At 61.1% G+C, this 25,101-nt stretch carries 25 protein-coding genes; 14 read left to right on the top strand and 11 right to left on the bottom strand.

Going from position 1 to position 25,101, the window contains the following annotated elements; translation table 11 throughout:
* The first annotated feature begins 26 nt into the window (after positions 1-26).
* Positions 27-440: a peptide-methionine (R)-S-oxide reductase MsrB gene (msrB, locus tag FHT93_RS16080; RefSeq protein ID WP_112970944.1), complete on the top strand. Its 414-nt coding sequence runs from the start codon at positions 27-29 to the stop codon at positions 438-440.
* Between the two features lie 45 nt (positions 441-485).
* On the opposite strand, the gene FHT93_RS16075 is transcribed toward msrB, so the two are convergent.
* Positions 486-1,553, bottom strand: coding sequence for an FAD-dependent oxidoreductase (locus FHT93_RS16075; RefSeq protein ID WP_183848297.1), 1,068 nt, complete (start codon positions 1,551-1,553; stop codon positions 486-488).
* Between the two features lie 75 nt (positions 1,554-1,628).
* On the opposite strand from FHT93_RS16075, the gene FHT93_RS16070 reads away from it, so the two are divergent.
* Positions 1,629-2,168 (top strand): GNAT family N-acetyltransferase, encoded by a 540-nt coding sequence (locus tag FHT93_RS16070; RefSeq protein WP_113017187.1) that lies wholly within the window; start codon positions 1,629-1,631, stop codon positions 2,166-2,168.
* Complete coding sequence (locus tag FHT93_RS16065) at positions 2,165-2,911, top strand: class I SAM-dependent methyltransferase (protein WP_183848294.1); 747 nt, start codon at positions 2,165-2,167, stop codon at positions 2,909-2,911. The genes FHT93_RS16070 and FHT93_RS16065 overlap by 4 nt, the downstream gene beginning before the upstream one ends.
* Before the next feature lies 1 nt (position 2,912).
* On the opposite strand, the gene FHT93_RS16060 is transcribed toward FHT93_RS16065, so the two are convergent.
* The 5 genes from FHT93_RS16060 to FHT93_RS16040 form a co-directional block, all read right to left on the bottom strand.
* Positions 2,913-3,611, bottom strand: coding sequence for a pentapeptide repeat-containing protein (locus FHT93_RS16060; RefSeq protein ID WP_018114159.1), 699 nt, complete (start codon positions 3,609-3,611; stop codon positions 2,913-2,915).
* 104 nt (positions 3,612-3,715) lie between these two features.
* Complete coding sequence (locus FHT93_RS16055; RefSeq protein WP_113145906.1) at positions 3,716-4,225, bottom strand: GNAT family N-acetyltransferase; 510 nt, start codon at positions 4,223-4,225, stop codon at positions 3,716-3,718.
* 89 nt (positions 4,226-4,314) lie between these two features.
* Positions 4,315-4,983, bottom strand: a complete 669-nt coding sequence (locus tag FHT93_RS16050) for a hemolysin III family protein (protein WP_183848292.1) — start codon at positions 4,981-4,983, stop codon at positions 4,315-4,317.
* Positions 4,984-5,103: 120 nt separating this feature from the next.
* A complete protein-coding gene (locus tag FHT93_RS16045) occupies positions 5,104-5,424 on the bottom strand; it encodes a TraR/DksA family transcriptional regulator (protein ID WP_112543106.1) in 321 nt (106 codons plus the stop codon).
* 12 nt (positions 5,425-5,436) lie between these two features.
* Positions 5,437-5,847, bottom strand: a complete 411-nt coding sequence (locus FHT93_RS16040) for a universal stress protein (RefSeq protein WP_018114083.1) — start codon at positions 5,845-5,847, stop codon at positions 5,437-5,439.
* A gap of 199 nt (positions 5,848-6,046) precedes the next feature.
* Between FHT93_RS16040 and FHT93_RS16035 the strand changes: the two genes are divergently transcribed.
* Complete coding sequence (locus FHT93_RS16035; protein WP_183848290.1) at positions 6,047-7,003, top strand: VOC family protein; 957 nt, start codon at positions 6,047-6,049, stop codon at positions 7,001-7,003.
* 232 nt (positions 7,004-7,235) lie between these two features.
* Entirely contained in the window at positions 7,236-10,073 is a 2,838-nt protein-coding gene (locus tag FHT93_RS16030; protein WP_183848289.1) for a phospholipase D-like domain-containing protein, read from the top strand.
* Positions 10,074-10,168: 95 nt separating this feature from the next.
* Here FHT93_RS16030 and FHT93_RS16025 read toward each other — a convergent pair whose 3' ends face one another.
* On the bottom strand, positions 10,169-11,242 hold the full coding sequence (locus FHT93_RS16025) for an aldo/keto reductase (protein WP_183848287.1): 1,074 nt from the start codon (positions 11,240-11,242) through the stop codon (positions 10,169-10,171).
* A 95-nt stretch (positions 11,243-11,337) separates the two neighbouring features.
* On the opposite strand from FHT93_RS16025, the gene FHT93_RS16020 reads away from it, so the two are divergent.
* The 3 genes from FHT93_RS16020 (at position 11,338) to FHT93_RS16010 (ending at position 14,802) form a co-directional block, all read left to right on the top strand.
* Complete coding sequence (locus FHT93_RS16020) at positions 11,338-12,237, top strand: LysR family transcriptional regulator (protein ID WP_183848285.1); 900 nt, start codon at positions 11,338-11,340, stop codon at positions 12,235-12,237.
* 82 nt (positions 12,238-12,319) lie between these two features.
* Positions 12,320-13,486 (top strand): AI-2E family transporter, encoded by a 1,167-nt coding sequence (locus tag FHT93_RS16015; RefSeq protein ID WP_029868960.1) that lies wholly within the window; start codon positions 12,320-12,322, stop codon positions 13,484-13,486.
* Positions 13,487-13,509: 23 nt separating this feature from the next.
* Positions 13,510-14,802: an FAD-dependent oxidoreductase gene (locus FHT93_RS16010; RefSeq protein WP_183848283.1), complete on the top strand. Its 1,293-nt coding sequence runs from the start codon at positions 13,510-13,512 to the stop codon at positions 14,800-14,802.
* Between the two features lie 108 nt (positions 14,803-14,910).
* Here FHT93_RS16010 and FHT93_RS16005 read toward each other — a convergent pair whose 3' ends face one another.
* Together FHT93_RS16005 and FHT93_RS16000 are read right to left on the bottom strand one after the other, a co-directional pair.
* Positions 14,911-15,693 (bottom strand): polysaccharide deacetylase family protein, encoded by a 783-nt coding sequence (locus FHT93_RS16005; protein WP_112543101.1) that lies wholly within the window; start codon positions 15,691-15,693, stop codon positions 14,911-14,913.
* A gap of 161 nt (positions 15,694-15,854) precedes the next feature.
* Positions 15,855-16,247 carry a DUF930 domain-containing protein gene (locus FHT93_RS16000; protein WP_029868963.1) on the bottom strand — a complete coding sequence of 131 codons (393 nt, stop codon included), beginning with the start codon at positions 16,245-16,247 and terminating at the stop codon, positions 15,855-15,857.
* 233 nt (positions 16,248-16,480) lie between these two features.
* On the opposite strand from FHT93_RS16000, the gene FHT93_RS15995 reads away from it, so the two are divergent.
* Together FHT93_RS15995 and FHT93_RS15990 are read left to right on the top strand one after the other, a co-directional pair.
* Positions 16,481-18,589 (top strand): S9 family peptidase, encoded by a 2,109-nt coding sequence (locus FHT93_RS15995; RefSeq protein WP_183848282.1) that lies wholly within the window; start codon positions 16,481-16,483, stop codon positions 18,587-18,589.
* Positions 18,590-18,641: 52 nt separating this feature from the next.
* A complete protein-coding gene (locus FHT93_RS15990) occupies positions 18,642-19,169 on the top strand; it encodes a DUF1697 domain-containing protein (protein WP_183848281.1) in 528 nt (175 codons plus the stop codon).
* Here FHT93_RS15990 and FHT93_RS15985 read toward each other — a convergent pair.
* A complete protein-coding gene (locus FHT93_RS15985; protein WP_112970959.1) occupies positions 19,166-19,846 on the bottom strand; it encodes a TetR/AcrR family transcriptional regulator in 681 nt (226 codons plus the stop codon). The two genes, FHT93_RS15990 and FHT93_RS15985, sit on opposite strands and share 4 nt — an antisense overlap.
* 219 nt (positions 19,847-20,065) lie before the next feature.
* Between FHT93_RS15985 and FHT93_RS15980 the strand changes: the two genes are divergently transcribed.
* Both FHT93_RS15980 and FHT93_RS15975 read left to right on the top strand, forming a co-directional pair.
* Complete coding sequence (locus FHT93_RS15980; RefSeq protein ID WP_112543143.1) at positions 20,066-21,013, top strand: homocysteine S-methyltransferase family protein; 948 nt, start codon at positions 20,066-20,068, stop codon at positions 21,011-21,013.
* A gap of 41 nt (positions 21,014-21,054) precedes the next feature.
* On the top strand, positions 21,055-21,270 hold the full coding sequence (locus FHT93_RS15975; RefSeq protein WP_246781611.1) for a hypothetical protein: 216 nt from the start codon (positions 21,055-21,057) through the stop codon (positions 21,268-21,270).
* Between the two features lie 16 nt (positions 21,271-21,286).
* Here the strand turns inward: FHT93_RS15975 and FHT93_RS15970 are convergent, their stop codons facing one another.
* Positions 21,287-22,741: an MDR family MFS transporter gene (locus FHT93_RS15970; protein ID WP_183848279.1), complete on the bottom strand. Its 1,455-nt coding sequence runs from the start codon at positions 22,739-22,741 to the stop codon at positions 21,287-21,289.
* A gap of 257 nt (positions 22,742-22,998) precedes the next feature.
* Between FHT93_RS15970 and FHT93_RS15965 the strand changes: the two genes are divergently transcribed.
* Both FHT93_RS15965 and FHT93_RS15960 read left to right on the top strand, forming a co-directional pair.
* On the top strand, positions 22,999-24,501 hold the full coding sequence (locus FHT93_RS15965) for a protein adenylyltransferase SelO (RefSeq protein ID WP_183848278.1): 1,503 nt from the start codon (positions 22,999-23,001) through the stop codon (positions 24,499-24,501).
* A gap of 48 nt (positions 24,502-24,549) precedes the next feature.
* Positions 24,550-25,095 carry a glutathione peroxidase gene (locus tag FHT93_RS15960; RefSeq protein ID WP_183848276.1) on the top strand — a complete coding sequence of 182 codons (546 nt, stop codon included), beginning with the start codon at positions 24,550-24,552 and terminating at the stop codon, positions 25,093-25,095.
* Positions 25,096-25,101: the final 6 nt, after the last annotated feature.

Here is a 25,101-nt window from a genome sequence, read left to right as displayed (position 1 = left end):
GCCCCCATCGGCGAAAGGAGCACTCCATGGCCGAAACGACCACCACACCGAAAGTCCACAAGACCGATGCCGAATGGAAGGAACTGCTGACTCCCGAGCAGTACCGTATCACCCGCCAGCACGGTACCGAACGCGCCTTTACCGGTCCCTACTGGGATTCCTTCGAGACCGGTCTCTACCGCTGCGTCAGCTGTAATTCGCCGCTCTTCCGCTCCGACACGAAGTTCGATGCCGGATGCGGCTGGCCGAGCTATTTCGAGCCGGTCTCTCCGGAGTCCGTCACCGAACACAGCGACACGACTTACGGCATGGTGCGCACGGAAATCCGCTGCGGCACCTGCGAGGCCCATCTCGGCCACGTCTTCCCGGACGGACCGCCGCCGACCGGCCTTCGCTATTGCATTAACGGGCATGCGATGGTTTTCGAGCCCGGCAAGTAAAAGCTTGAAACCAAAACGAAAAGCGGACCCACGGGTCCGCTTTTTTCATATCAGGCCGGCGCATGGGATGAGCGGCGAGCGCCGGTCTTCCAGCACATGCTCTGCTGCAAGCCGTCCGAGCAGCGGTGCGAGAATGACGCCGGGATGACCGACGGCGACATAGGCGCCCTCGATGCCGGGCAGGAAACCGAGCCGCGGCATTTCATCGGAGAAGAATGGCCGGTAACCGGCAGCAGCCTCGACCAATGAGACGCCTTCGGGCAGGCGCAGGCGCTCATGCATGATCTTCAAGATCCGCTCACCAACCTTTTCCGGTGCGTTCTCCGCGGAATCATCGATATAGCCCTTGGCGACATGCAACATCTTGTCCGCTGATTGGCGAATTTCCAGGCCGGGGCCGCGGAGGATGCGGTTCACGACAGGCTCTGCGCACCTATAGCGCAGGATGATCGAGGGTGAGGCTTCGACGCCCGTTTGGAAATCCACGCTTTCCGTCAGGCGGTCGACCGCTGTTCCGCCTGCGAGGATCACGAGATCGGCCTCGATCGTGCCATCGGCCAGACGTACGCCACGCACCCGATCGCCCGAAAGGATCAGGCTTTCGACCTTCCGGCCGAAGGTAACGGGCACGCCGGCGGCATCGATCAGGTCCCGCGTCAGCCTTGCAGGATCGAGCGCGAGATCGCGAGGCGAGAAGATCGCGCAGGCGGGAGGCTCAAGCAGATTGGGCTCCCATGCTGCGATCTTTGCGGCATCGACCAGTTCGACATCCGTCCCTTCGGCGCGATGGGCTGCGGCGAAGTCTTCGGTTTCCGCAGTGCCTTTGAGCCAGAACAGGGAACCGGGACGCGCGGCGACAAAGGCATCCGGCAGATCGGACTGCAGGCGGGCATAGTCGGCGAGCGCCTGCTGCACGAGGCCGTAATTGACGGCTCCCGGTACGACATTGATGATATTCACCCAGCCGAAGGCCCGTGCCGTCACGCCGCTGCCGGCTCGCACATTTTCATCCACGACTTGGACAGTGGCTCCACGCCGGGCCAAATGGAAGGCAAGCGAAGCGCCGACAACGCCGGCACCAACGATAATGACGCGTATCTTTGCAGATGCCATGGCCGAAGCTCTCGTATAAAGCGGACTGAAGAAGTTGGCGGGCTTAGGCGCGCTGGATGACAGAGGGATGAAACAATGTCCATCGTCCGCGAAATCCTGCGCAGCGATCGGCTGGTGTTGCGCGAAATCACCGTCGCGGACCTGCCGGCGCTCGAGCGCATCTTCGCCGATCCGCTGTGCATGCGATATTACCCTTCCGTGAAGGATGCCGCGGCAACGCGCGATTTCTTCGACAGGCTCGCCTTCGGAAGCTATGAGAAAAATGGTTTCGGCCTCTGGGCGATGATCGATCGCGAGAGCGGCGAACTGCTCGGCGACTGCGGGATCACACTGCAGGACACGTCGCGCGGATTGGAGCCCGAGCTTGGCTACCACCTCTGGCCGGATTACTGGGGCAAGGGCTATGCCACCGAGGCCGCGCTTGCCTGCCGCGATCATGCCTTTTCGACCATGGGGCTGTCGCGCCTCGTCAGTATCGTCAGCCTGGAAAATCTTCCCTCGCAGAAGGTCGCCGGACGCGTGCATCAGCGGCGAGAGATCTTCAGCAAGCAGAACGCGGCCGGCGAGACGGTGGAACGTTATCTCTACATCAGCGAAAGGGCATCAGACGTATGAGCGCAGTTTCCGACGATCCCCTCTACCGCGACCCTTCGCTTGCGCAATTCTATGATACCGCCAATCGCTGGGGGCCGGATTTCAACTTCTGCATGAAGCTTGCGGAAGGCGCCCATTCCGCGCTCGACCTCGGCTGTGGCACCGGAGAACTGACGGCAGCGCTCGCAGCGACACGCGACGTCACCGGCGTCGACCCGGCCGCCGCCATGCTGGATATCGGCAGGGCGCGGCCAGGCGGCGACAAGGTGGAATGGATCGAGGGTGATGCGCGCACCGTTCGCCTCGAGCAGAAATACGATCTCATCGTGCTGACGGGCCACGCTTTCCAGGTCTTTCTGACGGAAGAAGACCAGCGCGCCGCCCTTGCGACAATTGCCGCACATCTCAGTCCCATCGGCCGGTTTGTCTTCGATACGCGCAATCCCGGTTTTCTTGGACAGCAAGACGTGCGTCATAGCAAGGTGCGCCAGCTCGAACATGCGGAGCTTGGTGCGATCGAGGCCTCGGACGAGTCGCATTACGATGAGACGAGCGGCATTCTTTCCTACGAGAACGGCTATCGCGTACTCTCGACCGGCGAGCGTTTCGCCGGACGTTCGAAAATCCTCTACACCCCGCGCGACAAGCTTGCCGCAATGATCAGCGACGCCGGGCTAACCGTCGATGCATGGCATGGCGACTGGGAAGGCAACCCTTTCCAGGCACAGTCGCGGGAGATCATTCCGGTCGGCCGCCTAGCCTGAGTTAATCCTGCTCCTGCGGGCAAGGCCAGTTTGACGGGACGGTAAGCCCCGAAGGCAGCTTCGTGGAGGAATCGCCACAGGCAAGATCGATCTGCGCCTGCTGCAGGCCTGTGGCGGCGGACAGATCCAGCCCCTCGATGCGGGTCAGGAACATGAAGGCACGGTCGAAGCTGATCGGGCCTTCATAACGTGCACCCGTCAGATCGGCGCGCGAGAGATTGGCGAGCGCGAAGCTCACGCCCGTCAGCACCGCCTTGTCGAAATTGGCGCGGCCAAGCTCGGCTTTCTCGAAATTGGCCTTCGTCAGTTGCGCACCGGTGAAATCGGCCCGCTGCAGCTCTGCACCGGCAAAGCTTGCGCCGTCGGCGGCCGCACCTGCAAAGGTGGAGCGGTAGGCCTCGATCTTGCCGAAATTGGCCCCCTGGGCACTTGCTCCGGCCAGAGAGGCGCGCACGAGGGTTGCCTTTTCCGCATTGGCAGATTTGAGGTTGGCACCGCCGAGATCGGTCAGCGAAAAATCCGTGCCGGCAAGGTTGGCGCCCTGCAGGTCGCTGCCCTGAAGCATCAGGTTCTTCTTGTTGCACTCCTGCCAGTCGAGCTCCGGCGAAGCCGTGCTGCCGCAACTGGCCGCCATCGATGGCAGCGAATAAGCTGTCATGACCAAGAAGGCCGAAAGACCGAGCACCGAGCGTCCAAACATCAACCTCTCCTCCGCGAGTCGCGCCATCAGAGATTCCTACAAGGCGCAGACTACGATAAAAATATGGTTAGTCCTCGCCAGCAATCAATCTGGAACCGGCCCTATCAGGCCTTCGGTACGCGCAGTTCCATGCAGGTCAGATCCAGCCAGCGGCCGAATTTGATGCCGACCTCGGAAAATGTGCCGGCGATGCGGAACCCGAGCTTCTCGTGCAGTTTGATGGAGGCGGCATTTTCGGCCTCGATGCCGGCAATCATGACATGGATGTTGGCGGCGCTGGCGCGCTCGATCAATGCACGCATCAGCTTTTCGCCGATGCCGGCGCCGCGGCAATCCTTGTCGACATAGACGGAATGCTCGACCGTGTGGCGGTAGCCATCGAAAGCACGCCAATCACCGTAAGAGGCGTAGCCGGCGACCTTGCCATCCATTTCGGCGACGATGACCGGAAAGCCCCTGCCCTTGCGGGCCTTGAACCATTCCAGCCGGTTGTCGAGATCGACAAGCGTTTCGTTCCAGATCGCCGTCGTATGTTCGACGGCGTGATTGTAGATATCTCTGACAGCAGGAAGATCAGCTTCGGCAGCGTCCCTGATAAGAACGGTATTGGTCATGTGGCAGGCCCGGCTCGGAATGGTCGTGTTCGAATAAGCTTGTTTGCACGGGGCATACGCCGGGCGCGGGCTTATGTAAACGCAAGATGTCAGAAGGTGGGGACCGAGAGGCTGAAGCAGGTCAGCACGGCCGAATAGTGCACGGCGGCGGCGGCCACCACGAAGGCGTGCCAGATCGCATTCTGGAAGCGGAGCCTTTCCCAGACATGGAAGATGACGCCTAGCGAATAGATGATGCCGCCGATGATGATCAGCAGCATGGAGGCATAGGGAATGCGCGAAGCGACGGGCTCTGCCACCAGTACGCCGCTCCAGCCCATGGCGAGATAAAGCAGGATCGCCAGCCGGTCATACCTGCCCGGGAAAACACATTTGACGAAGATGCCGAAGGCTGCGATCGCCCAGATGGCGATCAGCGTACCCAAGAGCAGCGGGTCATCGGCGCCGCGCTCCAGAAAGGGCGTGTAGGTGGCGGCTATCAGGATGAAGATCGCCGAATGATCGAACCGGCGCAGATACCATTTGGTGCGCGAAACCGGCCAGATATTGTAGGAAAAGGAAATGCCGAGCGTCAGCACCAGTCCCACGCCGTAAACCCAGGCGGCAACAAGCGCGCCGGCCGGGCTCCAAAGAGTGGCGTAGAAGATCAGTACGGTCACGCCGATCAGCGCAAAGAACAGCCCGACGCCATGAACAATGCCGTCCGCGATCAGTTCATATCTGTCGTAGGCCCAGCGAATGCCGTTGAACTCGCCCATGCACGCACCCTTACTCAGAGTAAGGGGATGGTCGCACCGAATTGGGCAAGGCGCAACCGGACGCCTGGTGGCGTCAGGTTAAATCTTTGTGACGAGCCAAGCGTGTTCTTGATGGCGCGCTTACTTGCCCGCCGCGCAATCCTCGCAGAGCGGCGTCTGCGGCAGCACTGCAAGGCGGGCCGCGGAGATCCCGGCGCCGCAGCGGGCACAGGTGCCGTAAGTGCCTTTGGCGATGCGTTCGAGGGCGGCATCAATGGCGCGCAACTCCTCTTCTCCGGCCTGGCCGAGACCTTCCAGCACTTCGTCGTTCTCGTTTTCGATGGCGCGGTCTTCGTCATCGATCGCCTTGGTGCGGCCGAGATCCGTGTCGATCTTTCGCAGGCGCGTTGTCAGTTCGTGCCAGCGATCACGCAGGATCTTTTCCTGTAATTTCATGTCCATGGGTTTCACGTCCTACCGGTCCACCAGCACCGAGCACTTGGCGTGACGCACCACGCGATCGGCGGTGGCACCGATGAAGTAGTTGTAGATATCGGGAAGATGCGAGGCGACCATGATGAGATCGGCACCGTGGTTTTCGGCAGCGGCCAGAATGCCGTTGGCGGGCGGACCGTTGCGGACTTCGACGGTGGCCGGAATGCCGGTCTTGGCAACGAGGCTATCCAGCCTGTCACGGCCTTCCTTCATGGCGTTTTCAACGACGTTTGCCGGCAACTCTATGGCGACGTAGGTCGGAATATCCTCGACGACGTTGAGGAGGATGATCTCGCCGCCATCGTCGAGCAGCTTTTCCGCCTTGCGGAAAATCTTCTCGCCTTTTTCGATGCTGCCGATTTCAATCGGAACGATGATCTTCCTGTACATGCGATCCTCCTTGAGGTGTTGCTCTTCGTCGTCAACTATCCTCTCTGGATAGATAAAGCGCATTGACTGATATCAAGTGGAGAGCCAGGCATCGTCAACGTTTTCAGAACGCTTCATCGTCAAAAATGGGCCTTCTGTGAACAATGCGAATAGGCCATATAGATATCAAGTACAGCAGCCGAGGGGAGCTTACAGGCGAATGGACCGGCGAAAATTCCTCGCGCTCGCTACGGGCGGCACACTTGCCGCCACCGCCGGTACGCCTTTCAATTCCAGGGCAGGAGATCATTTCATGACATCATCAGAAACTTCCTATGCGCTGACGCGCCCTGCCTATATCGACCAGTCGCACCTGGTCGTAAGAGACCTGGCGGCGGTCTCCGGTTTCTATCAGAAGATGCTTGGTCTCTCGGTGCTCGAAAAGACCGCAAGCGGTGAGGTTCTCGGTGTTGCCGGCCTGCCGCTCCTGACGCTGACGACGGATAGCAACGCACGCGAAGCGCCCCGCAACGCCGCCGGCCTGTTTCACACCGCCTTCCTCGTACCCAATCGTACCGAGCTCGCGCGCTGGCTTCGTCATGCTGCGCAGAACAATGTCACGCTCGAAGGCGCGTCCGACCATGTGGTCAGCGAGGCGATCTATCTTTCCGATCCGGAGGGTAACGGCATCGAAATCTATGCCGACCGGCCACATGAAGGCTGGAAATTCCACCCAGACGGCATGGTGGAGATGGCGACCCTGCGGCTCGATCTGCAGACGCTCTACAATAGCGCCCCCGATGACGCCTGGACCGGAATGGCTGACGGCACTGCGATCGGTCACATCCACCTGCAGGTCGGCGACATTCCGCAGGCGGATGCCTTCTATCGCGACGTGCTTGGCCTGAAGGTGATGGCCCGTTATCCGAGCGCGAGCTTCTTTGCAAGCGGCGGCTATCACCACCATCTCGCCGCCAATATCTGGAACAGCCGCGGCGCCGGCATGCGCGCCGACCACATGACCGGCCTTTCCGACTACAAGATTCGCTTCAACGACAAGGAAACGCTCGACAAGGCCGTGTTGAAGCTCGACGAACTGGAGATCAAGAGCGAGAAACGCGACGGCGGCGTCTTCCTCAGGGATCCGTGGGGCATAGGGCTGACGCTTTCAGCCTAAGGCGTCCACCCTCAGACAATATCAGAAGGGTCGTTTCGGCATTTTCCGAAACGACCCTTTTGTTTTCAGGCAATTACCAGTCGCCACAGGCTGGCGATGCAGCGGGTCTCGACGCCATCATGCCGCTGTAATAAACTGGGCGTATCCATCTACTTTGCAACCCTCAATAGATTTCGCAGCCATTCCCGATCGTAGCCCAACGAAATGTCCGCTTACGGACTGAGGAGGCAGAATGACAGTCGAGGACTCCCAGCGCGTCAAGCTGGTGGCGCAGCAGGTCGCGGCTGCCAGTCCGCCTGATGTGCAGGCAGATATCCGGGCGCTGATGCACAGCGCCGATAAACCGGAATGGCTTAGCGAAGCCGGCCGCGCCATGAACGTCCGCTATGGGGGCGTGCGCGCCCTGATGAACAAAGACCAGCCTGTCGAGGAAGGGGTGGATATCGGGCCGCCACCTGTTGGTAACGACGAGACGATCGTCTTTGCCGTGGGCACGCCGGTTTTCCTCGTCAAGAACAATGCCGTCGATATCGACAGCGCCCGCGAGGAGGCCAGGGCGTGGCGTCGCATCCTCACGGAAAACGCCGCGAATGTGAACCGGGCGATGGTCTCGATCGGCCGTGTCGACGTGAGCAACGCCGATCGCGATTATGCCGGCACGGCCTGGGTGATCGATGATGGCCTCGTTGTAACCAACCGGCATGTGGCCAATCTTTTCGCCGAAGCAAGCGGCACCGGCTTCAGGTTCAAGATCGGTTTCGACGCACGCCGCGAGATCGGCGTCAATATCGACTTCCTGGAAGAATACGGCAATGACGCCAGCGACGAGGTGAAGATCGAACGCGTCGTCTGGGTGGCGCCGGAAAGCGGGCCCGATGTCGCCTTCCTGAAACTGGAGCAAAAGTCCTCGCCGGTCGGACGTTTGAAACTCGACCTTGCTGTCGATCTGCCAGTACGCAATCTGCCGGTTGCCGCCATCGGTTATCCCGCCAGCGATTCCCGCTTTTCCGACCAGAGGCTTGCCGAAAAGATCTTTGGCGGCGTCTTCACCAAGAAGCGGCTTGCGGTCGGAAACCTGCTGGCCGCCGATGAGAACCGTGTCACGCATTCCTGCTCCACCCTCGGCGGCAATTCCGGCTCTCCGCTGCTCGACATCGGCACCGGCAGGGTGACCGGGCTTCACTACAGCGGCACCGAATTTATCGAGAATGACGCGGTCCCGGCAGCCGTGCTGCAGCGCTGCCTGCAACGCGCCCGCGGACTGCTCGAAGCGCCATCGAACGGGGAGATCATCGTGAGCAGCAAGGACGGCAATAGCAGCGGCGGCGGAAACGGAACAGGCAGCAACGGCGGGAAAGTAACGTTCACGGTGCCACTGAAGATCACCGTTGAACTCGATACAGCTGCGCTGCAATCATCGCTTTCCGGCGGACCGACACTCTCTTCTTTGGGGTCGACCTTCGTCGTGAATACGGCCGGTTCCGGCATTGATGCGGCAGCGGTTGCGCCGATCGCGATGCCGACCAAGGAACAGGTGTTTGCAGCGGTGCGCAGCGCGCGATCGCAATTTGCCAATCGCGAGGATGTCGTCGCAATCAAACCGGGCTATCGCTTCGAGAATGGCGAGATCACCGATCAGCGCGCCGTCGTGATTGCGGTCAATCGCAAGCTCGAGTTGGGTGCCCTGGAAGCACGCGGCCGCACGAAACTGCCTGATTATATCGATGGCGTTCGCACCGATATCACCGTCGCCTCGGCACAGGATCTCTTCGGCATCGATCTGGACGAAGCCGCGACAGCAAGCTGGCACACGAATTACAAGCCGCGCCCCGATCTGCCACTGAGCCGGCGCCCGGTCAGCGGCAAATTCGTCATCCATACCGGACCCGACGCAAGCTGGCCGCAGCTTAGCCCGTTCCTGTCGAAGACCCGCACCTCGCTGGTCGTTGCCATGTACGATTTCGGAGCGACGAATGTCGCCAACGGCGTGCTGGATGCGGTCAAGGGTCAGGCCGAGACCATCTCCATGGTGCTGCAGATGGGCGGAAAGGTGCATGATGGCGACCTGACGGATGCCGAGGCGGTCGCGCAGATCCGCGATGCGAAGGGCAACAAGTTCGATTTCGCGCCGGCCAGCGTCGGCAAGGATGGCATCTTCGATTCCGCCTATCATATCAAGGTCGCCGTGCGTGACCACAAGGCCATGTGGCTCTCGAGCGGCAACTGGCAAAGTTCCAACCAGCCAAACGTGGCGCCTTTGACGAACAAGGATGACGAGGCATCGGCGCTGCGGCTCTACAATCGCGAATGGCATGCCATTCTTGAAAACGCTGAGCTCAGCAAACTCTACGAGGCGCATATCCTGCGCGATCTTGCAGAGGCCAAGACGGTGACGGAGGCGAGCATCGTGCCGGAACAGCTGGTGTTCCTCCCAGCCAATCTCGCCATGGATACGCTCGAAGCGCCTCAGAAGCCGCGCTATTTCCAGCCGCTGACCGGCGAGCGCACGATCGACGTGCAGCCGATCCTGACGCCCGACAACTATATCGACGTCGTATTGCCGTTCATCCAATCGGCCAAGAGCCGGATCTATTTCCAGAACCAGAGCTTCAATACCAAGACAGTGGGCGACAACTATCGCCGGCTCCTGGATGCGCTGCTTGAAAAGCAAAAGGGTGGCCTCGACGTGCGCATCATCTTCCGCAGCTTCGGCTCCGAGGACCGCGACGTCATCAGCAATGCCAAGGATTACGGCTTCGATACCAACAAGATCCGCAAGCAGAAGAACTGCCATACCAAGGGAATTATCATCGACAGCGAAGCCGTCCTGATGGGCAGCCACAACTGGACGACAGCCGGCACCGGCTTCAACCGCGATGCGAGCCTGATCTTCTATGATGTGGAGATCGCCAAGTTCTACGAGGAAATCTTCCTCTACGACTGGAACCGTATCGGCCCGGCAAAAATAGATGAAAATCTGCCGCCGCCGGTGCTTGCGCCGGCCGGAGCGGAAACGGCACCGCCATCAGGCTACATTGCCGTCCCGCTTTCCATTGCACTTGGGCGGTGAAATTGGAACGGCACGGCTAGGCTCTTCGCAGCAAAGCGTCCAAACGACAAATGGCGCCGTTTCCGGCGCCATTTCCATTTTGGATGTGGCAGACTTCAACGGCGGGGCTCGATGGTCACCTCGCCGAACATGACGCCGCGCGTCAGCGGCTTGGCCAGGAAATCATGCGGGAAGCCAAGGACAATCGCGCTTGCCTCGGCGAGGCGCGCGCGGTGTTCGTCCGACAGGACGACATCGAGCGCACCAAGATTGTCTTCGAGCTGGGCCATCGTCTTGACGCCCATGATCGGCGAGGTCACGGCCGGGTTGGTGAGCGTCCAGGCGATCGCCACTTGCGCAGGCGTCTTGCCGATTTCGGCTGCGACCTGCTTCACGACATCGGCGATGCCGAGACTGCGTTCCGTCAGCGCACCGTTGCCGGCGGCGACATTCTTACGGGTGCCGACCGCACTTGCCGTTCCCGCCCCGATATCGAGATCGGAGCGGCTGTATTTGCCTGTCAGAACGCCCATGCCGAGCGGCGACCAGGGAATGACGCCGAGGCCGAGTTCATGGGCCATCGGGATCAGTTCGCGTTCCACCGTGCGTTCGATCAGGCTGTATTCGATCTGCAAGGCGACCAGCGGTGCCCAACCACGTAGGTCGGCCAGCGTCTGCATGCGCGCAACCTGCCAGGCGGGCGTGTCGGAGATGCCGGCATAAACGATCTTGCCGGCAGTAACGAGATCGTCGAGCCCGCGCATGACCTCTTCGACCGAGGTCGTGAAATCCCAGGCATGCAGGTAGAAGAGATCGATGTAGTCGGTATTCAGTCGCTTCAGACTGTCTTCTACCGAACGGATCATGCTGCGGCGATGATTGCCGCCGGAATTCGGATCTTTCGGGCGCGAGGTAATCGTATATTTGGTGGCGATGACAAGCTCGTCGCGGCGGCCTTCGGCAAAGCGGCCTACGAGTTTTTCCGAGGTGCCACCGGTATATTGATTGGCGGTATCGATGAAGTTGCCGCCGCGATCGACATAGGCGTCGAACATGCGGCGGGACTCCTGCTCATCCGCGCCCCAGCCCCAGTCTGTTCCGAAGGTCATGGCGCCGAGCGACAGCGGCGAAACGCGGAGGCCGGAACGGCCGAGGAGACGGTAGCGGTCAAGGGACAATGTATCAGTCATGGATGATCTCCTGTGTTGCAGACAGAAGATGCGCCTTGCCGATACTGACAACAATGCTACACTATCGGCATGGCTTCCTTAGAAAAGAGAGTATAATGCGCGGGAGTGACTATGCGGAACTCAGGGCATTTGCCGCGGTCGCCGAGCACGGCAATTTTGCCCGGGCGGCCGCCCGGCTCGGCATATCCGCCTCCGCGCTCAGCCAGACGATCCGCACGCTCGAGGAGCGGATGGGCATCCGGCTGCTCAACCGCACGACCCGCAGCGTGGCGCCGAGCGAGGCGGGCCAGCGGCTGCTTGCCCGGCTGCTGCCGGCGCTTGCCGATCTCGACCAGGCGGTGGCGGATGTTTCTGCGTTGCGCGATACACCGGCCGGCCTGCTGCGCATCAACGCGCCGCGGGTTGCGATCGTACACAGGCTGGCGCCGCTGATTGCGCCTTTCCACGCCGCCTTTCCCGATATCGTCATGGACATCATCGTGGATGACAAACTCTCCGATATCGTCGCCGACCGCTTCGATGCCGGCATCCGGCTGGGCGAGATGGTGGAAAAGGACATGGTGAGCGTGAAACTCGGCGGCGAGATGCGGCTCGTCGTCGTCGCCTCGCCCGAATACATCGCGCGCCACGGCATCCCGGACACGCCACGCGACCTGCGCGACCATTCCTGCGTCGTCTCCCGCTGGCCGACGGATGGCAGCCTCTATCACTGGGAATTCGAGCGCGGCGACGAGAAGCTTGAGGCTGCCGTTTCGGGGCCCCTCAGCACCACAGACAACGATCTGATGCTTCGGTCCGTGCTCGATGGCGTCGGCATCGGTTATCTCTTCGACTATCACGTGGCGGAACATCTCGCCGCCGGGCGGCTCATCAGCATGCTCGACGAGTGGACACCGCCCTTCCCCGGCTTTCACCTCTATTATCCGAGCCGGCGCCAGATGCCGCCGCCGCTACGCGCCTTCGTGGATTTCGTCGCGCGACAGCGGGCTGCCTAGATGGCTCGATACCAGAGGGGAACCTGTGGCAACCCCTGTGCGTTGATTGGCGAAGCAATCGGGCTTCGGGGACTTATCGCACATGGGTATCGCCAACGGCATCCGGAAACAGGCAAGCAAGATCCGTCTTGGCGAACGCCATACCAGCGCATGGGCGCGAACGCTGCAGGAAGCAGCCGAGGGGCTGCCACCGGCACCGGTGCGGCGCGTCGAGAAGGATGGGCTCGATGTCAGCATGGCCTGGGCCATCATCGGCATCTTCGGCATCCTCGGGCTTGCCGCCGTCTATCAGATGTCGCTGATCCTGATCCCGATCACGCTCGCCGTAGTCGTCGGCATGATCCTCGGGATGGCAGCCGAGAAACTTTCGAAGATGGGCGTGCCGCGGCTTGCCAATGCCGTATTGCTTTCCAGCGGCGTCGCGCTTGTCATCTTTTTGCTCGTCAATTCGCTTGCCGGACCACTGACGATGCTTGCCAATGACGCGCCTGATTTCATCGATCGCACCACACAGCGCATCATGCCTTATCTGGAACGGATCGAGTGGCTGCACATCACGCCCGCGACTTTCCAGAGCGGGCCTATGTCCATCGAATCCCTGCTTGCGAATACCGGCAACGTCCTGCACGTGGTGACGACGAACCTGACGCCGGCGCTGGTACAGGGGCTGATCTTCTTTGCTGCCCTGCTGCTTTTTCTTGCCAGCCGTGTCAGCCTGCGCAAGACGATCATCATGACCTTCCGCGAGCGTGCGCAGAGGCTCGCGGCAATCCGCGTCATCAATGCGGTGGAACAGGCGCTCGGCTTTTATTTCGCGACAGCCTCGCTGATCTATGTCGCGCTTGGTGTCGTCATGACCATCATCGCCTATGCCGGCGGTCTGCCGACGCCCGTTCTCTGGGGCTTCTTCGCCTTCATCTCCAGCTTCATCCCCTATCTCGGCATCACGATGATGACCTTTGCCGTGGCTATCGCAGGCGTCATGTCCCATGACGGCATCGTCATCGGCCTCATTCCAGCGGCAGCATTCTTCACCGTGCACCTCGTCATGGAGAACCTTATCTTCCCCGCGGTCATGGGGCGGCGGCTGGAGATCAACCCCTTCGTCGTCTTCCTGGCGATCATCTTCTGGACGTGGATGTGGGGGGCGGTCGGCGCCATGCTGGCCCTTCCGCTGTCGCTCGTCGTCATGACCATCATCGACGAACTGCTGATCGAGGAAAAACCACAGCCGCAACTGCCGAAGTAACGAGAGCGCCCGGAGACAAGCCTATGGCATCCGACCTGCATCTCAACGAAGCCAGCCACGACGAGCTCGTGGGCGGCTGCTCGCTCTGGGGCAGGAATGGCGTGCAACCAGTCTATCAGCCGCTGGAGCAGAGCTTCAAGACCGATATCGCCATTATCGGCGGCGGCATCACCGGCGCGCTTGCCGCCGAACATCTGACGGCGCGCGGCTTCTCGGTGGTCGTCATCGACCGCGAACAGCCCGGGCTCGGCAGCACCGCGGCAAGCACGGCGATGCTGCAATGGGAGATCGACCGCACGCTCGGTGAGTTGGAGACCTTTTATGGCTTCGAGCGGGCAGCCGGCATCTATCGCCGCAGCGCTGCCTGTGTCGCGGGGCTTGCCAAGCTGATTGCCGCCCATGGCATTACCTGCGGTTTCCAGCCCCGCAATACGCTCTATCTCGCCAACAACCACGAGGGTGCGCGCGAACTGATGGACGAACGGCAGCTTCGCCGCCGGGCGGGACTGCCGGGCCACTATCTCGAACATCCCGATCTCCTCACCCAATACGAATTCGACCGCGATGCAGCGATCCTCTCACCGGGGTCAGCGCAGGCCGACCCGCTGCTGCTCACCTGGTCTTTGCTGCAGATTGCCTTTTCGCGCGGTGCGCGGCTGGTCAACGCCTCGGTGACCGGGCTTCACAGCGAAGGCGGGCGCGTGACGGCCGAGACGAACGGCGCCCATGTGATCGAGGCGCGGCATGTGGTGCTGGCGACCGGATATTCCATGCCCGGCCTGGACATGCCGAAGCTGCATCGCACCAGTTCCAGCTGGGCGCTCGCCACCGTGCGGCAGAAGCCTGACGATCTCTGGCGGGACGGCATGCTGCTCTGGGAAGACAGCCATCCCTATCTCTATGTGCGCACCACTGACGACAATCGTATCATCGCCGGCGGCGAGGACGACGACACGACTGACCCCGAAGAGCGCGACCGCAAGCTGCCGGGAAAGGTCATGGCGATCCGGGAAAAGCTGAAGCGGCTATGGCCGAAGGCGGATACACGGGTGGAGCATGCCTGGTGCGGCACCTTCGGCGAAACGGCAGACGGCCTGCCGCTGATAGGCCCTGTGCCCGGCATGGCCGGCGTCTATGCCGCCTACGGCTACGGCGGCAACGGCATCACCTTCTCCTACCTCGCCGGCCAGATGATCGGCGCAATGCTCGCCGGCATGCATCGTGACTGGTTCGAGGATTTCGCCCTCGACAGGGATGCGCCGACCATGCGGAGTTTCGCGGCGGATTGGACGCGGACCGGCGAGGAACTGAGATAAGCCCCGTCCCAGAGCATTTCCGTTTATTTCGAATCAGGAAAGTTCTCTATCTCTTTGCTTTTACGCAATTCCGGACGCAATCCGCTGCACACTTTTGCCGGAATTGCTCTATTCCGTCGTCTTGTCGTCGCCCGTATCAGCAACATCCTGCAGCCGGACGAACTCCGTGCCTTTTGCCTTGAGATCGACGAGCGCCTTGGCGACGCCCTCACCGGCCGCATGGGTCGGCTGGTTGATATGGGAGATGACGACATCGCCATCCTTGGCCGAGGAAATGCGCTTTTCGGTGACCGCCGCACCCAGCAGCGAGCCGCCGTCGCCATTCACGGAATAACCGGCGATGCGGTATCCCATGGCGCGGATCTGGCCGATGGCCGAGAGATCGTATTTGGCAGTCGAGCCCCGGAACCAGTGAGGTGCCGGAATGCCTGATGCGACCATGGCGGCAGCACCGCCCTCCACCTCCTGCCTGACGGCATCGGGCGATCCGGCGGATGCAATGCCATAGACCAGCACCGGCTTGTCGATTGCCGGGATATGCTTCTCGCCGTGATTCTCCAGCTCGAAAAGGTCGGGATTCTGCAGAAAGACGGCAACCGCCTTCGGATTGCGTTTCAGCCAGCGGGCGGTGACGAAGATCGTCGCTGGGATACGCTCGCTGACGAGCGTCGACAGGATGCGCTCATCAGCCTCGCCCATGCAGGCATCGAAGGTGAGCGCGATACGGGCACGGCCTGATACGTTGGAGCGGGCGATGTGCAGATGCGGCTCAACGAGCTTCGGACCGGCTGCCGCTGGCGTATGGGCTGGCATGGCAGGAGCAAGTATTTCGGCGGCAAATGCCGACGGGGCAGCCAGGAGCAGCGCAGAACCAAGAAGAAAGCGTTTCATGAAGAATCAGATTCAATTGATGTTTCAGGCAATATTAAAACAAAGAAACGAAGCGGGCCATGTGGCCTGATGCCGCCCGGCGCGAGCGGTTCATGTCTCAATCTGCCCGCATTCCTGTGCCCGTCACCGGAATGCGAGAGTGCCGGGAAGAGGCCGAGGGCTCAATCGTAAAGATAGTATTTTGTCCACTTATCCTTCGGCACCTTGTCACCGATCTTGTACTGCAGGTTACGCACATTGATGTGCTGCGGGCCGGTAATGCAGGTGTAGGAAAGGTGATACCAATCGCCCTTGCTGCGGAAGACGGCGCCGGGGGCCTCGAGGCGGTCATCGCTTGGGATCGGGTCCTTGAATGTGTACGCGATGACCTTGTCCGGCCGGAAGCCGGTGCCGTCCTGGTTGATGCGGCTCATGGCTTCGGTATCGCAGCTCTGCTCGAGGCGGGTGGCCGGATCCAGCTTTTCGAGCTGCTTCTTGATGGCGGGATCGACAGCAAGGGCGGACGAGGCTGCAAGGGCTGCAAGCGACATAAACAGGACCAGACGTTTCGGCATTACGGAGAAACCTTTACTGTTATGTATTCATCATAATGCCGCCGGAAGCTTGCCGGAGGCCTGACGCGGGTGCAATTTTCGCGCAGCGCTAGCGGACATTCTTAAACAATGTGGTGACATCAAGGCAACGCGCCGGCCATTTTGTCTCAATAAGGTTCACCGGCCGACGCTTGATCATGACCCGCCGCACCTCTATCTCTTGCCCACCGATACCGCCCTTTACGGAGCTTTCCTTGACCGCTTTCAAGAACCTGCCCGCCCCGCCCGCCGCTGAAAAAAGACCCGTCTCCGATACGCGGCACGGCATCACGCGCACTGACGACTATGCCTGGCTGCGGGCCGACAACTGGCAGGCCATGTTCAAGGATCCCTCCATCCTCGACACGGATATCCGCGCCCATCTGGAAGCCGAAAATGGCTACATGAACGCGGCCATGGAAGACACCAAGGCCTTGCAGAAGGTGTTGTTCGCCGAAATGCGCGGCCGCATCAAGGAAGACGACAGCTCGGTCCCGATGAAGGACGGCCCTCATGCCTACGGCACGTCCTTCGTCACCGGCGGCGAGCAGCCCCGCTATTTCCGCATCCCGCGCGATGGCAATGTGAAAGACGAGACGATCCGTACAATCCTTCTCGACGGCGACAAGGAAGCCGCCGGCAAGGCCTATTTCCGACTCGCCGGCCTCGATCATTGCACGGACCACAGCCGCGGCATCTGGGGCTATGACGACAAGGGCTCGGAATTCTTCACGCTCAGGGTTCGCGATCTTTCAAGCCTCGAAGACCTGTCCGACGTGATCGAAAATACCGGTGGCGGCGGGGTCTGGGCGCCCGACGGGAAGAGTTTCTTCTATTCGGCGCTCGACGAGAACCACCGTCCGTCGAAGGTTTTCCACCATGTCCTCGGCACGCCGCAGAGCGAAGACCGGCTGGTTTACGAGGAGGCGGATGCCGGCTTCTTCATGGGCGTCGGCGGCTCGCTGCTCGACGACTTCATTTACATCGACATCCATGACCACGAGACGAGCGAATACCGCCTCTTGTCGACGAAGGACCTGAACGCCGAGCCGAAGCTGGTGGCGGTGCGCGAAGAAGGCATCGAATATTCGCTGACCGAAGGCGGCGACGTCTTTTACATTCTCACCAATGACGGCGGCGCCAAGGATTTCAAGATCATGGAAACGCCCGTTGACAAGCCGGGCAAGGAGAACTGGCGCGAGGTCGTGCCGCACAAGCCGGGCACTCTGATCATCAGCCACATGGCCTATGCTCGCCATCTCCTGTGGCTCGAGCGCAAGGACGGCCTGCCGCAGATCATGATCCGCGACCGCCTGAGCGGCGAAGAACATGCAATCGCCTTCGATGAAGAAGCCTATTCGCTCGGCCTTTCGGGTGCCGCCGAATATGACACAGATGTCATCCGCTTCTCCTATTCCTCGATGACGACGCCCTCGCAGCTTTACGATTACAACATGGTCACCCGCGAGCGCACGCTCTTGAAGACGCAGGAAGTGCCATCGGGCCATAACCCTGACGACTATGTCACCCGCCGCGTCTTTGCTCCGGCATGGGATGGCGAAAAGGTACCGGTGACCCTGCTCTATCGCAAGGATACGCCGCTCGACGGCTCCGCTCCCTGCCTGCTCTATGGCTACGGCGCCTATGGCATTACCATTCCAGCCGGCTTCAACACCAATTGCCTGTCGCTCGCCGATCGCGGCTTCGTCTATGCCATCGCCCATATTCGTGGCGGCAAGGACAAGGGCTTTGCCTGGTACGAAGACGGCAAGATGGACAAGAAGACCAATACCTTCAAGGACTTCATCGCTGCCGCTGACTATCTGAATCAGGAGAAGTTCACGTCCTACGCTGGCATCATCGCCGAGGGCGGGTCTGCCGGCGGCATGCTGATGGGTGCGGTCGCCAACATGGCGCCGGAGAAATTCGCGGGTCTCATCGCCGCCGTTCCTTTCGTCGACGTCCTCAACACCATGCTCGACGACACGCTGCCGCTCACTCCGCCGGAATGGCCGGAATGGGGCAACCCGATCGAGAGCCGCGACGAATACGAGCAGATTGCCGCCTATTCGCCCTATGACAATGTCGGCGCCAAGCCCTATCCGCCGATCCTGGCGCTCGGCGGCCTGACGGACCCGCGCGTCACCTATTGGGAGCCGGCGAAATGGGTCGCAAAGCTGCGCGACAAGACGACGGGTGCCGCACCCATCCTGCTCAAGACCAACATGGACGCCGGCCATGGCGGTGCTTCCGGCCGCTTCCAGCGGCTTGAAGAGATCGCATTCGAATACGCATTTGCGATCAAGGTAGCGGGCAAGATGTAAGGCGCGCGGATGTGGCGTGCCCTGGTGCGCCACTCGCCCAAGGGAGGGAGAAATGGCCGTCTATATCGCGCTGCTGAGAGCCGTGAATGTCGGCGGCACGGGCTCCCTGCCGATGGCCGAGCTGAAGTCGATCTGCGAGCAGCTCGGCTTCACCGACGTGAAGACCTACATCCAGAGCGGCAACGTCCTGTTCCGCTCGGATGAGGCCGAAAAGGTGGTGGAGGAGAAGCTCGACGAGGCACTGGGAAAGAAGATGGGCAAGCGGCCGGGCGTGATGGTGCGCAGCCGCAGGGAGCTTGACGGCATCATCGCCCACGCGCCCTTCCCCGAGGCCAAGCCGAATTTTCTGCTGGTCTATTTCCTACCCGAGGCAGCACCCAAGGATGCGCTGGAACAGTTGGTGGCGCCCGACGGCGAGGAAGCAAAGCTCGCCGGGCGCGAAATCTATGTGCACTATCCCATTGGCTCCGGCCGATCGAAGCTGAAGCTTCCGGCACTGAAGGCAGGCACGTCCCGCAACCTCAACACCGTACGCAAGCTTGCCGGCCTGGCGGCTGAGCTGGAAGACGGCAAAGCCTAAAGCTGCTCGCCACTCCTTACCGTGCCATAGATATGTTCATGTCTGACGGCAACGAGCGGCGACTCGATGGCGGGCAGGAAGAGCATCCTCACGAAGATGCGCAGCATCAGCACCTGTTCGGCGAGCGTATTCGGCTCCTTCAGCGTCTTTGAGAGAACAATGCCGCCTTCCAGCACCGAAGAAACCATATCGGCGAGCTGGTCGACATCGACGGGCTCGCGTGGCGAATAGACTTCCATGATCTCGCGGAACATGCGGCCGAAGCGGCGGCGCCAGGCAAGTACAGCATTGCGATTGGTCTCCTGGATCTCGCGATCGAAGAGCCGCTCGTAATAGCAGACCGTCGCCACGAGGCAGCCCGGATGGCCGTTCGGCAGGTCGGCGACCAGTTCGGAGAGCAGCTTCAAGCCCAGCAGAAAGGATTGAAGCGGATCATCCATCAGATCGCGCGCACGGCTGAAGATCTCGTCATAGATGCGTTCGTCGTTTTCGATGTAGCGGTTGAGCAGCGCCTTCGCGAGCTCGTTCTTGTCCTTGAAGTGGTAAAAGAAGCCGCTCTTGGTAATGCCGGTTTCGACGATCAATTCCTCGATGGACGTGCCGCCGAACCCCTTCTGCAAGACCGCTGCTTCCGCCACATCAAGGATGCGATTCCGCGTTTCTTCGCCCTTTCGCATGTTCCCCTCCTGTACCCACGGTACAGTTTTCTGGACAGCTAGATCGAGCCCGCCTGCGCCCCCGGCAGCACCGGCCCATGCAAGGGATTGATTTCAATCCGCAAAATTCGAAACCTGTGATAGTATACCGCAAGTCGCCTAGTTTGACACCAGAATAAGCGGCAGAACATGACCATCGATGGCAGTCATTTCAGGCGCCTCGACTGGAGAGGTTTCACGATGGCAAAGTACAGGCATGGGTTGCCGCAGCTTAAAGGCGGCGCCTTCATTAGCGATGGCGGCATGGAAACCACGATGATCTTTCAAGAAGGCATCGATCTTCCGCATTTCGCCTCCTTCGTATTGCTGGCATCCGAAGACGGGCGGGAGCGCACGAAGAACTACTATCGCCGCTACCTGGATATCGCCCGGCGACACGGCACGGGCTTCGTGCTCGACACCGCCACATGGCGTGCCAATCCCGACTGGGGTCAGAAGCTCAACTATACGACCGAAGCGCTGCAAACGGCAAACGAGCAAGCCGTCGAACTGCTCGTGGGCTTGCGCCACGACTATGAGCGACCGGAGCAGCCAATTGTCGTCAGCGGCGCCATCGGCCCGCGCGGCGACGGCTACAAGGCGGGCGTCATGAGCGCCGACGAAGCGGAGGACTATCACGCCTTCCAGATCGAGACCTTCGCCGGCACCGAGGCCGATATGGTCGCTGCTTTCACCCTGACTAATATCGACGAGGCGATCGGTATTGCGCGGGCAGCCAGCACGCTCGGCATGCCCTGTGCCATCTCCTTCACGCTGGAGACAGATGGCAGGCTGGTGACCGGCCGCAGCCTTCAGGATGCGATCGAGACGACGGATGCGGCCACCGGCGGATCGCCAGCCTACTACATGATCAACTGCGCCCACCCGACGCATTTCGAGGCGGCGCTCGATCATGGCAGTGGCTGGGTAAAGCGCATTTCCGGCATCCGCGCCAACGCTTCGACCATGAGCCATGAACAGCTCGACAACAGTGAGGTGCTGGATGCCGGCGACCCTGCCGATCTGGGCCAGCGCTACCGCGAGCTCCTTCGCCGCATGCCGCAGGTGCACGTGCTCGGCGGCTGCTGCGGCACCGACCACCGCCATGTTGCGGCGATCTGCGAAGCGTGCCTGCCCCGGGCGGCGTGACGGAGTGATCGGGAGGGCATGGCGTGACGATGGTGGGGGCAATGACACGCCGGCGCAGCTGGCGTGATCTGTGGCTTGCGATTAAAGGGCAACAGAAGCAAGCCAGACCGGAGGCGGCTGTGGAGGTGGCATTGCAGGATATGGATCTTGCGGCCTTCGAGGACCTCGACCGCCGCATGGCCTACGGGCTCCAGGCGGACCAACGCAAGGCGCGTCCATTGCGGCGCAGGCGATTGCGGGAACCTGTCGGCCTCTGACGAAGAGGAAGGCGCCTCAGCCTCGGGCTGCGGCGCCTTTCTTGTGCTTGACCCTGTAGCCGCTGATCTCTTCGCCCGCCGTCGGCGAGAAGCGCAGGTTCCAGATGGTGGCGCTGATCGAAATGATCGCAACCACGATGAAGGCGGCGGAGAAATCGCCAAGCTTCGGCGTTTCGACATCGTTGAACGCCATCGAAGCATGCAGCGCCAGTGCGCCGATGCAGATGCCGAGCGAGAGCATCAGCTGCTGGAAGGTGGTGTAGAAGCTCGTGGCCGAGCTCATGCGTTCCTGGCTGATCTCGTCATAGGCGATGGTATTATAGGCGGTGAACTGGAACGACATGAAGAAGGCGCTGAGCACGAGCGCGATGAAGATCAGCGGCATCGGCCAATCCGGCCGGAAGGCGGCGCAGAGACCGTAACCGATCGTGCCGAGAATGCCGTTGATAATCAGGCTTCGGCGGAAACCGAAACGGCGGAAGACGGCCTTTGCCAGGGGTTTCATGAACAGCGCGCCGAGTGCGGTGGAAATGACGATCTGGCCCGCGGCGGCGGCTGAAAGACCGAAGCCGATCTGGAAGAGCAGCGGCAGCAGGAAGGGCTGCGCGCCCTGCGTGATGCGCGTCAGCGAACCGGCGATGACAGAGGTGCCGAAGCTCGGCACCTTCATCAGCGAGAAATCCATGATCGGGGCCGGATGCCTGCGCGCATGGCGCAGATAGGCAATGCCGAAGAGCAGGCCGATCGCAATGAGGAAGATCGAGAAGGAACCCTGCCCTTCATGGCTCGACAATTCGAAGCCGAACAGCATCGAGCCGAGCGAAATGCCCGAGAGGATGAAGCCGATCGTATCGAAGGGCCCGGCGGCCTTGCCCTTCACCTCGTCGATATAGATCGACACGAAGATCATGCCGATGATGCCGATCGGCACGTTGATGTAGAAGATCCAACGCCAGTCGAGATAGGTGACGATGAAGCCGCCGAGCGGAGGGCCGACGATCGGGCCGATCAGCGCCGGCACCAGCAGCCAGGACATGGCGCTGACCATATCCTTGCGGTCGACGCTGCGCATCAGCACCAGACGGCCGACGGGCATCATCATGGCACCGCCGATGCCCTGCAGCAGGCGGGCAAGCACGAGGAACGTCAAGGTCGGCGCAAAGGCACAGAGGATCGAGCCAACTACGAAGACGGCGATCGCCGAGCGGAAGACGGTGCGCGAGCCGAAACTGTCTGCCACGCGGCCGCTGGCGGGAATGAAGATCGCAAGGCTGAGCAGGTAGGAGGTCAGCGCAATCGACATGGCCGGGGCGTCGACGCCGAAATCGCGCGCCATCGTCGGCAGCGCGGTCGCCAGCACGGTTGCGTCGACATTTTCCATGAGCATGGCACTCGCGACAATCATCGCGATCACCCGGAAATTGGGTGCTGCACGCCGGACCATCGGCGCATGATAAATCTGATCCGACATCGTCAGGGATCACTCGCAAAGGCGCAGCGGAGCACACGGGGCGACAGGGCCGCGGGGATGACATGGCAAAAATGCCAAGAGGAGATGGTTTTGCTATACGCCTGCAATCATGGCGGCGCTATGTCTTTTATGGCACATCTGCTTTGCCGAGAGGTAAAGGCCGATCACCATTCCTTGCACTTTTTTGCCCTTCGTGAAGCGGATGGTTTGGACCTAGGCGGCTTGCGTGACCGCATCTGCGGCCCTACCTATTAGTCATGACCTCCGCCCCGCAGACAAACCCGCCGGACAACGCCTTCGGCTTCGACAACAGCTATGTGCGGCTACCGCAGAACTTCTTCGCCCTGCAGGCGCCGACGCAGGTGGCTGAGCCGTGGCTGATCAAGCTCAACGAACCGCTGGCTAGAGAACTGGGGCTTGATGTCGAGGTCCTGAAGCGCGATGGCGCAGCAATTTTTTCCGGAAATCTCGTGCCTGGCGGTGCGGAGCCGCTGGCGATGGCCTATTCCGGCCATCAGTTCGGGCATTTCGTGCCATTGCTCGGCGACGGGCGGGCGATCCTTCTCGGAGAAGTGATCGACCGCAACGGGAAGCGCCGCGATATCCAGCTCAAGGGCGCGGGCCAGACGCCGTTTTCGCGCCGGGGCGACGGGCGGGCAGCTCTCGGTCCGGTACTGCGTGAATATATCATCAGCGAAGCGATGTTTGCGCTCGGCATTCCCGCCACGCGGGCGCTTGCCGCCGTGCTGACCGGCGAAGGCGTTCGGCGTGAGGATATCTTGCCAGGCGCCGTGTTCACGCGCGTCGCAGCAAGCCATATCCGCGTCGGTACCTTCCAGTATCTTGCCGCTGGTGGCGACGAGGACGGCATCAAGGCGCTCGCCGATCATGTCATCGAACGGCACTATCCCGAGCTGGCGGCGGCGGAAAATCCCTATCTCGCGCTCTATGAAGCTGTCTGCGACCGGCAGGCGGCGCTGATCGCCCGCTGGCTGCAGGTGGGCTTCATCCATGGAGTGATGAATACCGACAACATGACGATCTCGGGCGAGACGATCGATTTCGGTCCCTGCGCCTTCATGGATATCTACGATCCGATGACGGTGTTCTCGTCGATCGACCAGCACGGGCGCTACGCCTATGCCAATCAGCCGGGCATCGGGCAATGGAACCTGGCGCGGCTCGGTGAAGCGCTGCTGCCGCTTGTTGATGCCGACAAAGACAAGGCGATCGAGCATGCCAACGCCATCATCAAGGCCTATGGCGAGCGTTTCCACGCCTATTGGCTGCAGGGTATGCGCAGCAAGATCGGCCTGACTTCAATCGAAGACGGCGATCTCGAACTCATCCAGTCATTGCTGGCGCTGATGCAGGCAGGGGGAGCGGATTTTACGTTGACCTTCCGGCGGCTGTCGGCTGTTGCAGGCGACGAGGCGTCCGAGGCGGTATTCACATCGACTTTCCGCGAGCCTGCTGCCGGCACCGAATGGCTAGCGCGCTGGCGCGAGCGGCTTTCGCGCGATCCGCAGATGCCCAGTGATCGGGCTGCAGCAATGAAGCAGGTCAATCCGGCCTTCATTGCGCGCAACCATCGGGTCGAGCAGGCGATCGAGGCGGCCGTTGAGGACGGCGATTTTTCGCTGTTCGAGGCGCTGCTCACAGTTCTTTCGCACCCCTATGAGGAACAGCCGGCGTTTGCAGCCTATATGGACCCGCCGAAGCTGGAAGAGCGGGTGCTCCAGACCTTCTGCGGAACCTGATTCCAGACAATTCCAATTCAACTCGCCCCATATTCATTGGAGATAACAATGACTGACCTTCTCGATATTCCGGTCAAGACAGTGCAAGGACGTGAGACGACGCTCAACGAATATCGCGGCCAGGTGCTGCTCATCGTCAATGTCGCCTCCAAGTGCGGCCTGACGGTGCAGTATGAGGGGCTTGAAAAGCTCTATGCCGACAAGCGCGAGCGGGGCTTCGTCATCGCCGGCTTCCCGGCCAATGACTTCAAGGGCCAGGAGCCGGGCACGGATGCGGAAATCCTGGATTTCTGCACCAGCACCTTCGGCGTCGATTTCCCGATGTTCTCGAAGATTTCCATCAAGGGACCGGACAAGCACCCGCTCTACAAGAACCTGACCGGCTCCGATGTGGAAACGACAGGCGAAGGGCCGATGCGTGAGCGGCTGAAGGGCGCCGGCCTTGCCGGCGACGACAAGGAAATCCTCTGGAACTTCGAGAAATTCCTCGTCGGCCGCAATGGCAAGGTCGTTGCCCGTTTCGCCCCTGACGTCACGGCGGACGATAGCCGCCTGGTTTCCGCAATCGACCGAGAGCTTGCAAAAGCCAGCTAGCGCGCC

Origin of the sequence: Rhizobium sp. BK379 (assembly GCF_014193955.1) — a bacterium.
Classification (GTDB): domain Bacteria; phylum Pseudomonadota; class Alphaproteobacteria; order Rhizobiales; family Rhizobiaceae; genus Rhizobium.
Note: the sequence above shows the minus strand (reverse complement) of the source record. Positions and strands in the feature narration are given on the sequence as shown.

Bases quoted from the DNA above. Each gene is read 5' to 3' on its own strand.
- msrB (WP_112970944.1), top strand. From the start codon at position 27: ATGGCCGAAACGACCACCACACCGAAAGTCCACAAGACCGATGCCGAA.
- FHT93_RS16075 (WP_183848297.1), bottom strand. From the start codon at position 1,553: ATGGCATCTGCAAAGATACGCGTCATTATCGTTGGTGCCGGCGTTGTC.
- FHT93_RS16070 (WP_113017187.1), top strand. From the start codon at position 1,629: ATGTCCATCGTCCGCGAAATCCTGCGCAGCGATCGGCTGGTGTTGCGC.
- FHT93_RS16065 (WP_183848294.1), top strand. From the start codon at position 2,165: ATGAGCGCAGTTTCCGACGATCCCCTCTACCGCGACCCTTCGCTTGCG.
- FHT93_RS16060 (WP_018114159.1), bottom strand. From the start codon at position 3,611: ATGTTTGGACGCTCGGTGCTCGGTCTTTCGGCCTTCTTGGTCATGACA.
- FHT93_RS16055 (WP_113145906.1), bottom strand. From the start codon at position 4,225: ATGACCAATACCGTTCTTATCAGGGACGCTGCCGAAGCTGATCTTCCT.
- FHT93_RS16050 (WP_183848292.1), bottom strand. From the start codon at position 4,983: ATGGGCGAGTTCAACGGCATTCGCTGGGCCTACGACAGATATGAACTG.
- FHT93_RS16045 (WP_112543106.1), bottom strand. From the start codon at position 5,424: ATGGACATGAAATTACAGGAAAAGATCCTGCGTGATCGCTGGCACGAA.
- FHT93_RS16040 (WP_018114083.1), bottom strand. From the start codon at position 5,847: ATGTACAGGAAGATCATCGTTCCGATTGAAATCGGCAGCATCGAAAAA.
- FHT93_RS16035 (WP_183848290.1), top strand. From the start codon at position 6,047: ATGGACCGGCGAAAATTCCTCGCGCTCGCTACGGGCGGCACACTTGCC.
- FHT93_RS16030 (WP_183848289.1), top strand. From the start codon at position 7,236: ATGACAGTCGAGGACTCCCAGCGCGTCAAGCTGGTGGCGCAGCAGGTC.
- FHT93_RS16025 (WP_183848287.1), bottom strand. From the start codon at position 11,242: ATGACTGATACATTGTCCCTTGACCGCTACCGTCTCCTCGGCCGTTCC.
- FHT93_RS16020 (WP_183848285.1), top strand. From the start codon at position 11,338: ATGCGCGGGAGTGACTATGCGGAACTCAGGGCATTTGCCGCGGTCGCC.
- FHT93_RS16015 (WP_029868960.1), top strand. From the start codon at position 12,320: ATGGGTATCGCCAACGGCATCCGGAAACAGGCAAGCAAGATCCGTCTT.
- FHT93_RS16010 (WP_183848283.1), top strand. From the start codon at position 13,510: ATGGCATCCGACCTGCATCTCAACGAAGCCAGCCACGACGAGCTCGTG.
- FHT93_RS16005 (WP_112543101.1), bottom strand. From the start codon at position 15,693: ATGAAACGCTTTCTTCTTGGTTCTGCGCTGCTCCTGGCTGCCCCGTCG.
- FHT93_RS16000 (WP_029868963.1), bottom strand. From the start codon at position 16,247: ATGCCGAAACGTCTGGTCCTGTTTATGTCGCTTGCAGCCCTTGCAGCC.
- FHT93_RS15990 (WP_183848281.1), top strand. From the start codon at position 18,642: ATGGCCGTCTATATCGCGCTGCTGAGAGCCGTGAATGTCGGCGGCACG.
- FHT93_RS15985 (WP_112970959.1), bottom strand. From the start codon at position 19,846: ATGCGAAAGGGCGAAGAAACGCGGAATCGCATCCTTGATGTGGCGGAA.
- FHT93_RS15980 (WP_112543143.1), top strand. From the start codon at position 20,066: ATGGCAAAGTACAGGCATGGGTTGCCGCAGCTTAAAGGCGGCGCCTTC.
- FHT93_RS15975 (WP_246781611.1), top strand. From the start codon at position 21,055: ATGACACGCCGGCGCAGCTGGCGTGATCTGTGGCTTGCGATTAAAGGG.
- FHT93_RS15970 (WP_183848279.1), bottom strand. From the start codon at position 22,741: ATGTCGGATCAGATTTATCATGCGCCGATGGTCCGGCGTGCAGCACCC.
- FHT93_RS15965 (WP_183848278.1), top strand. From the start codon at position 22,999: ATGACCTCCGCCCCGCAGACAAACCCGCCGGACAACGCCTTCGGCTTC.
- FHT93_RS15960 (WP_183848276.1), top strand. From the start codon at position 24,550: ATGACTGACCTTCTCGATATTCCGGTCAAGACAGTGCAAGGACGTGAG.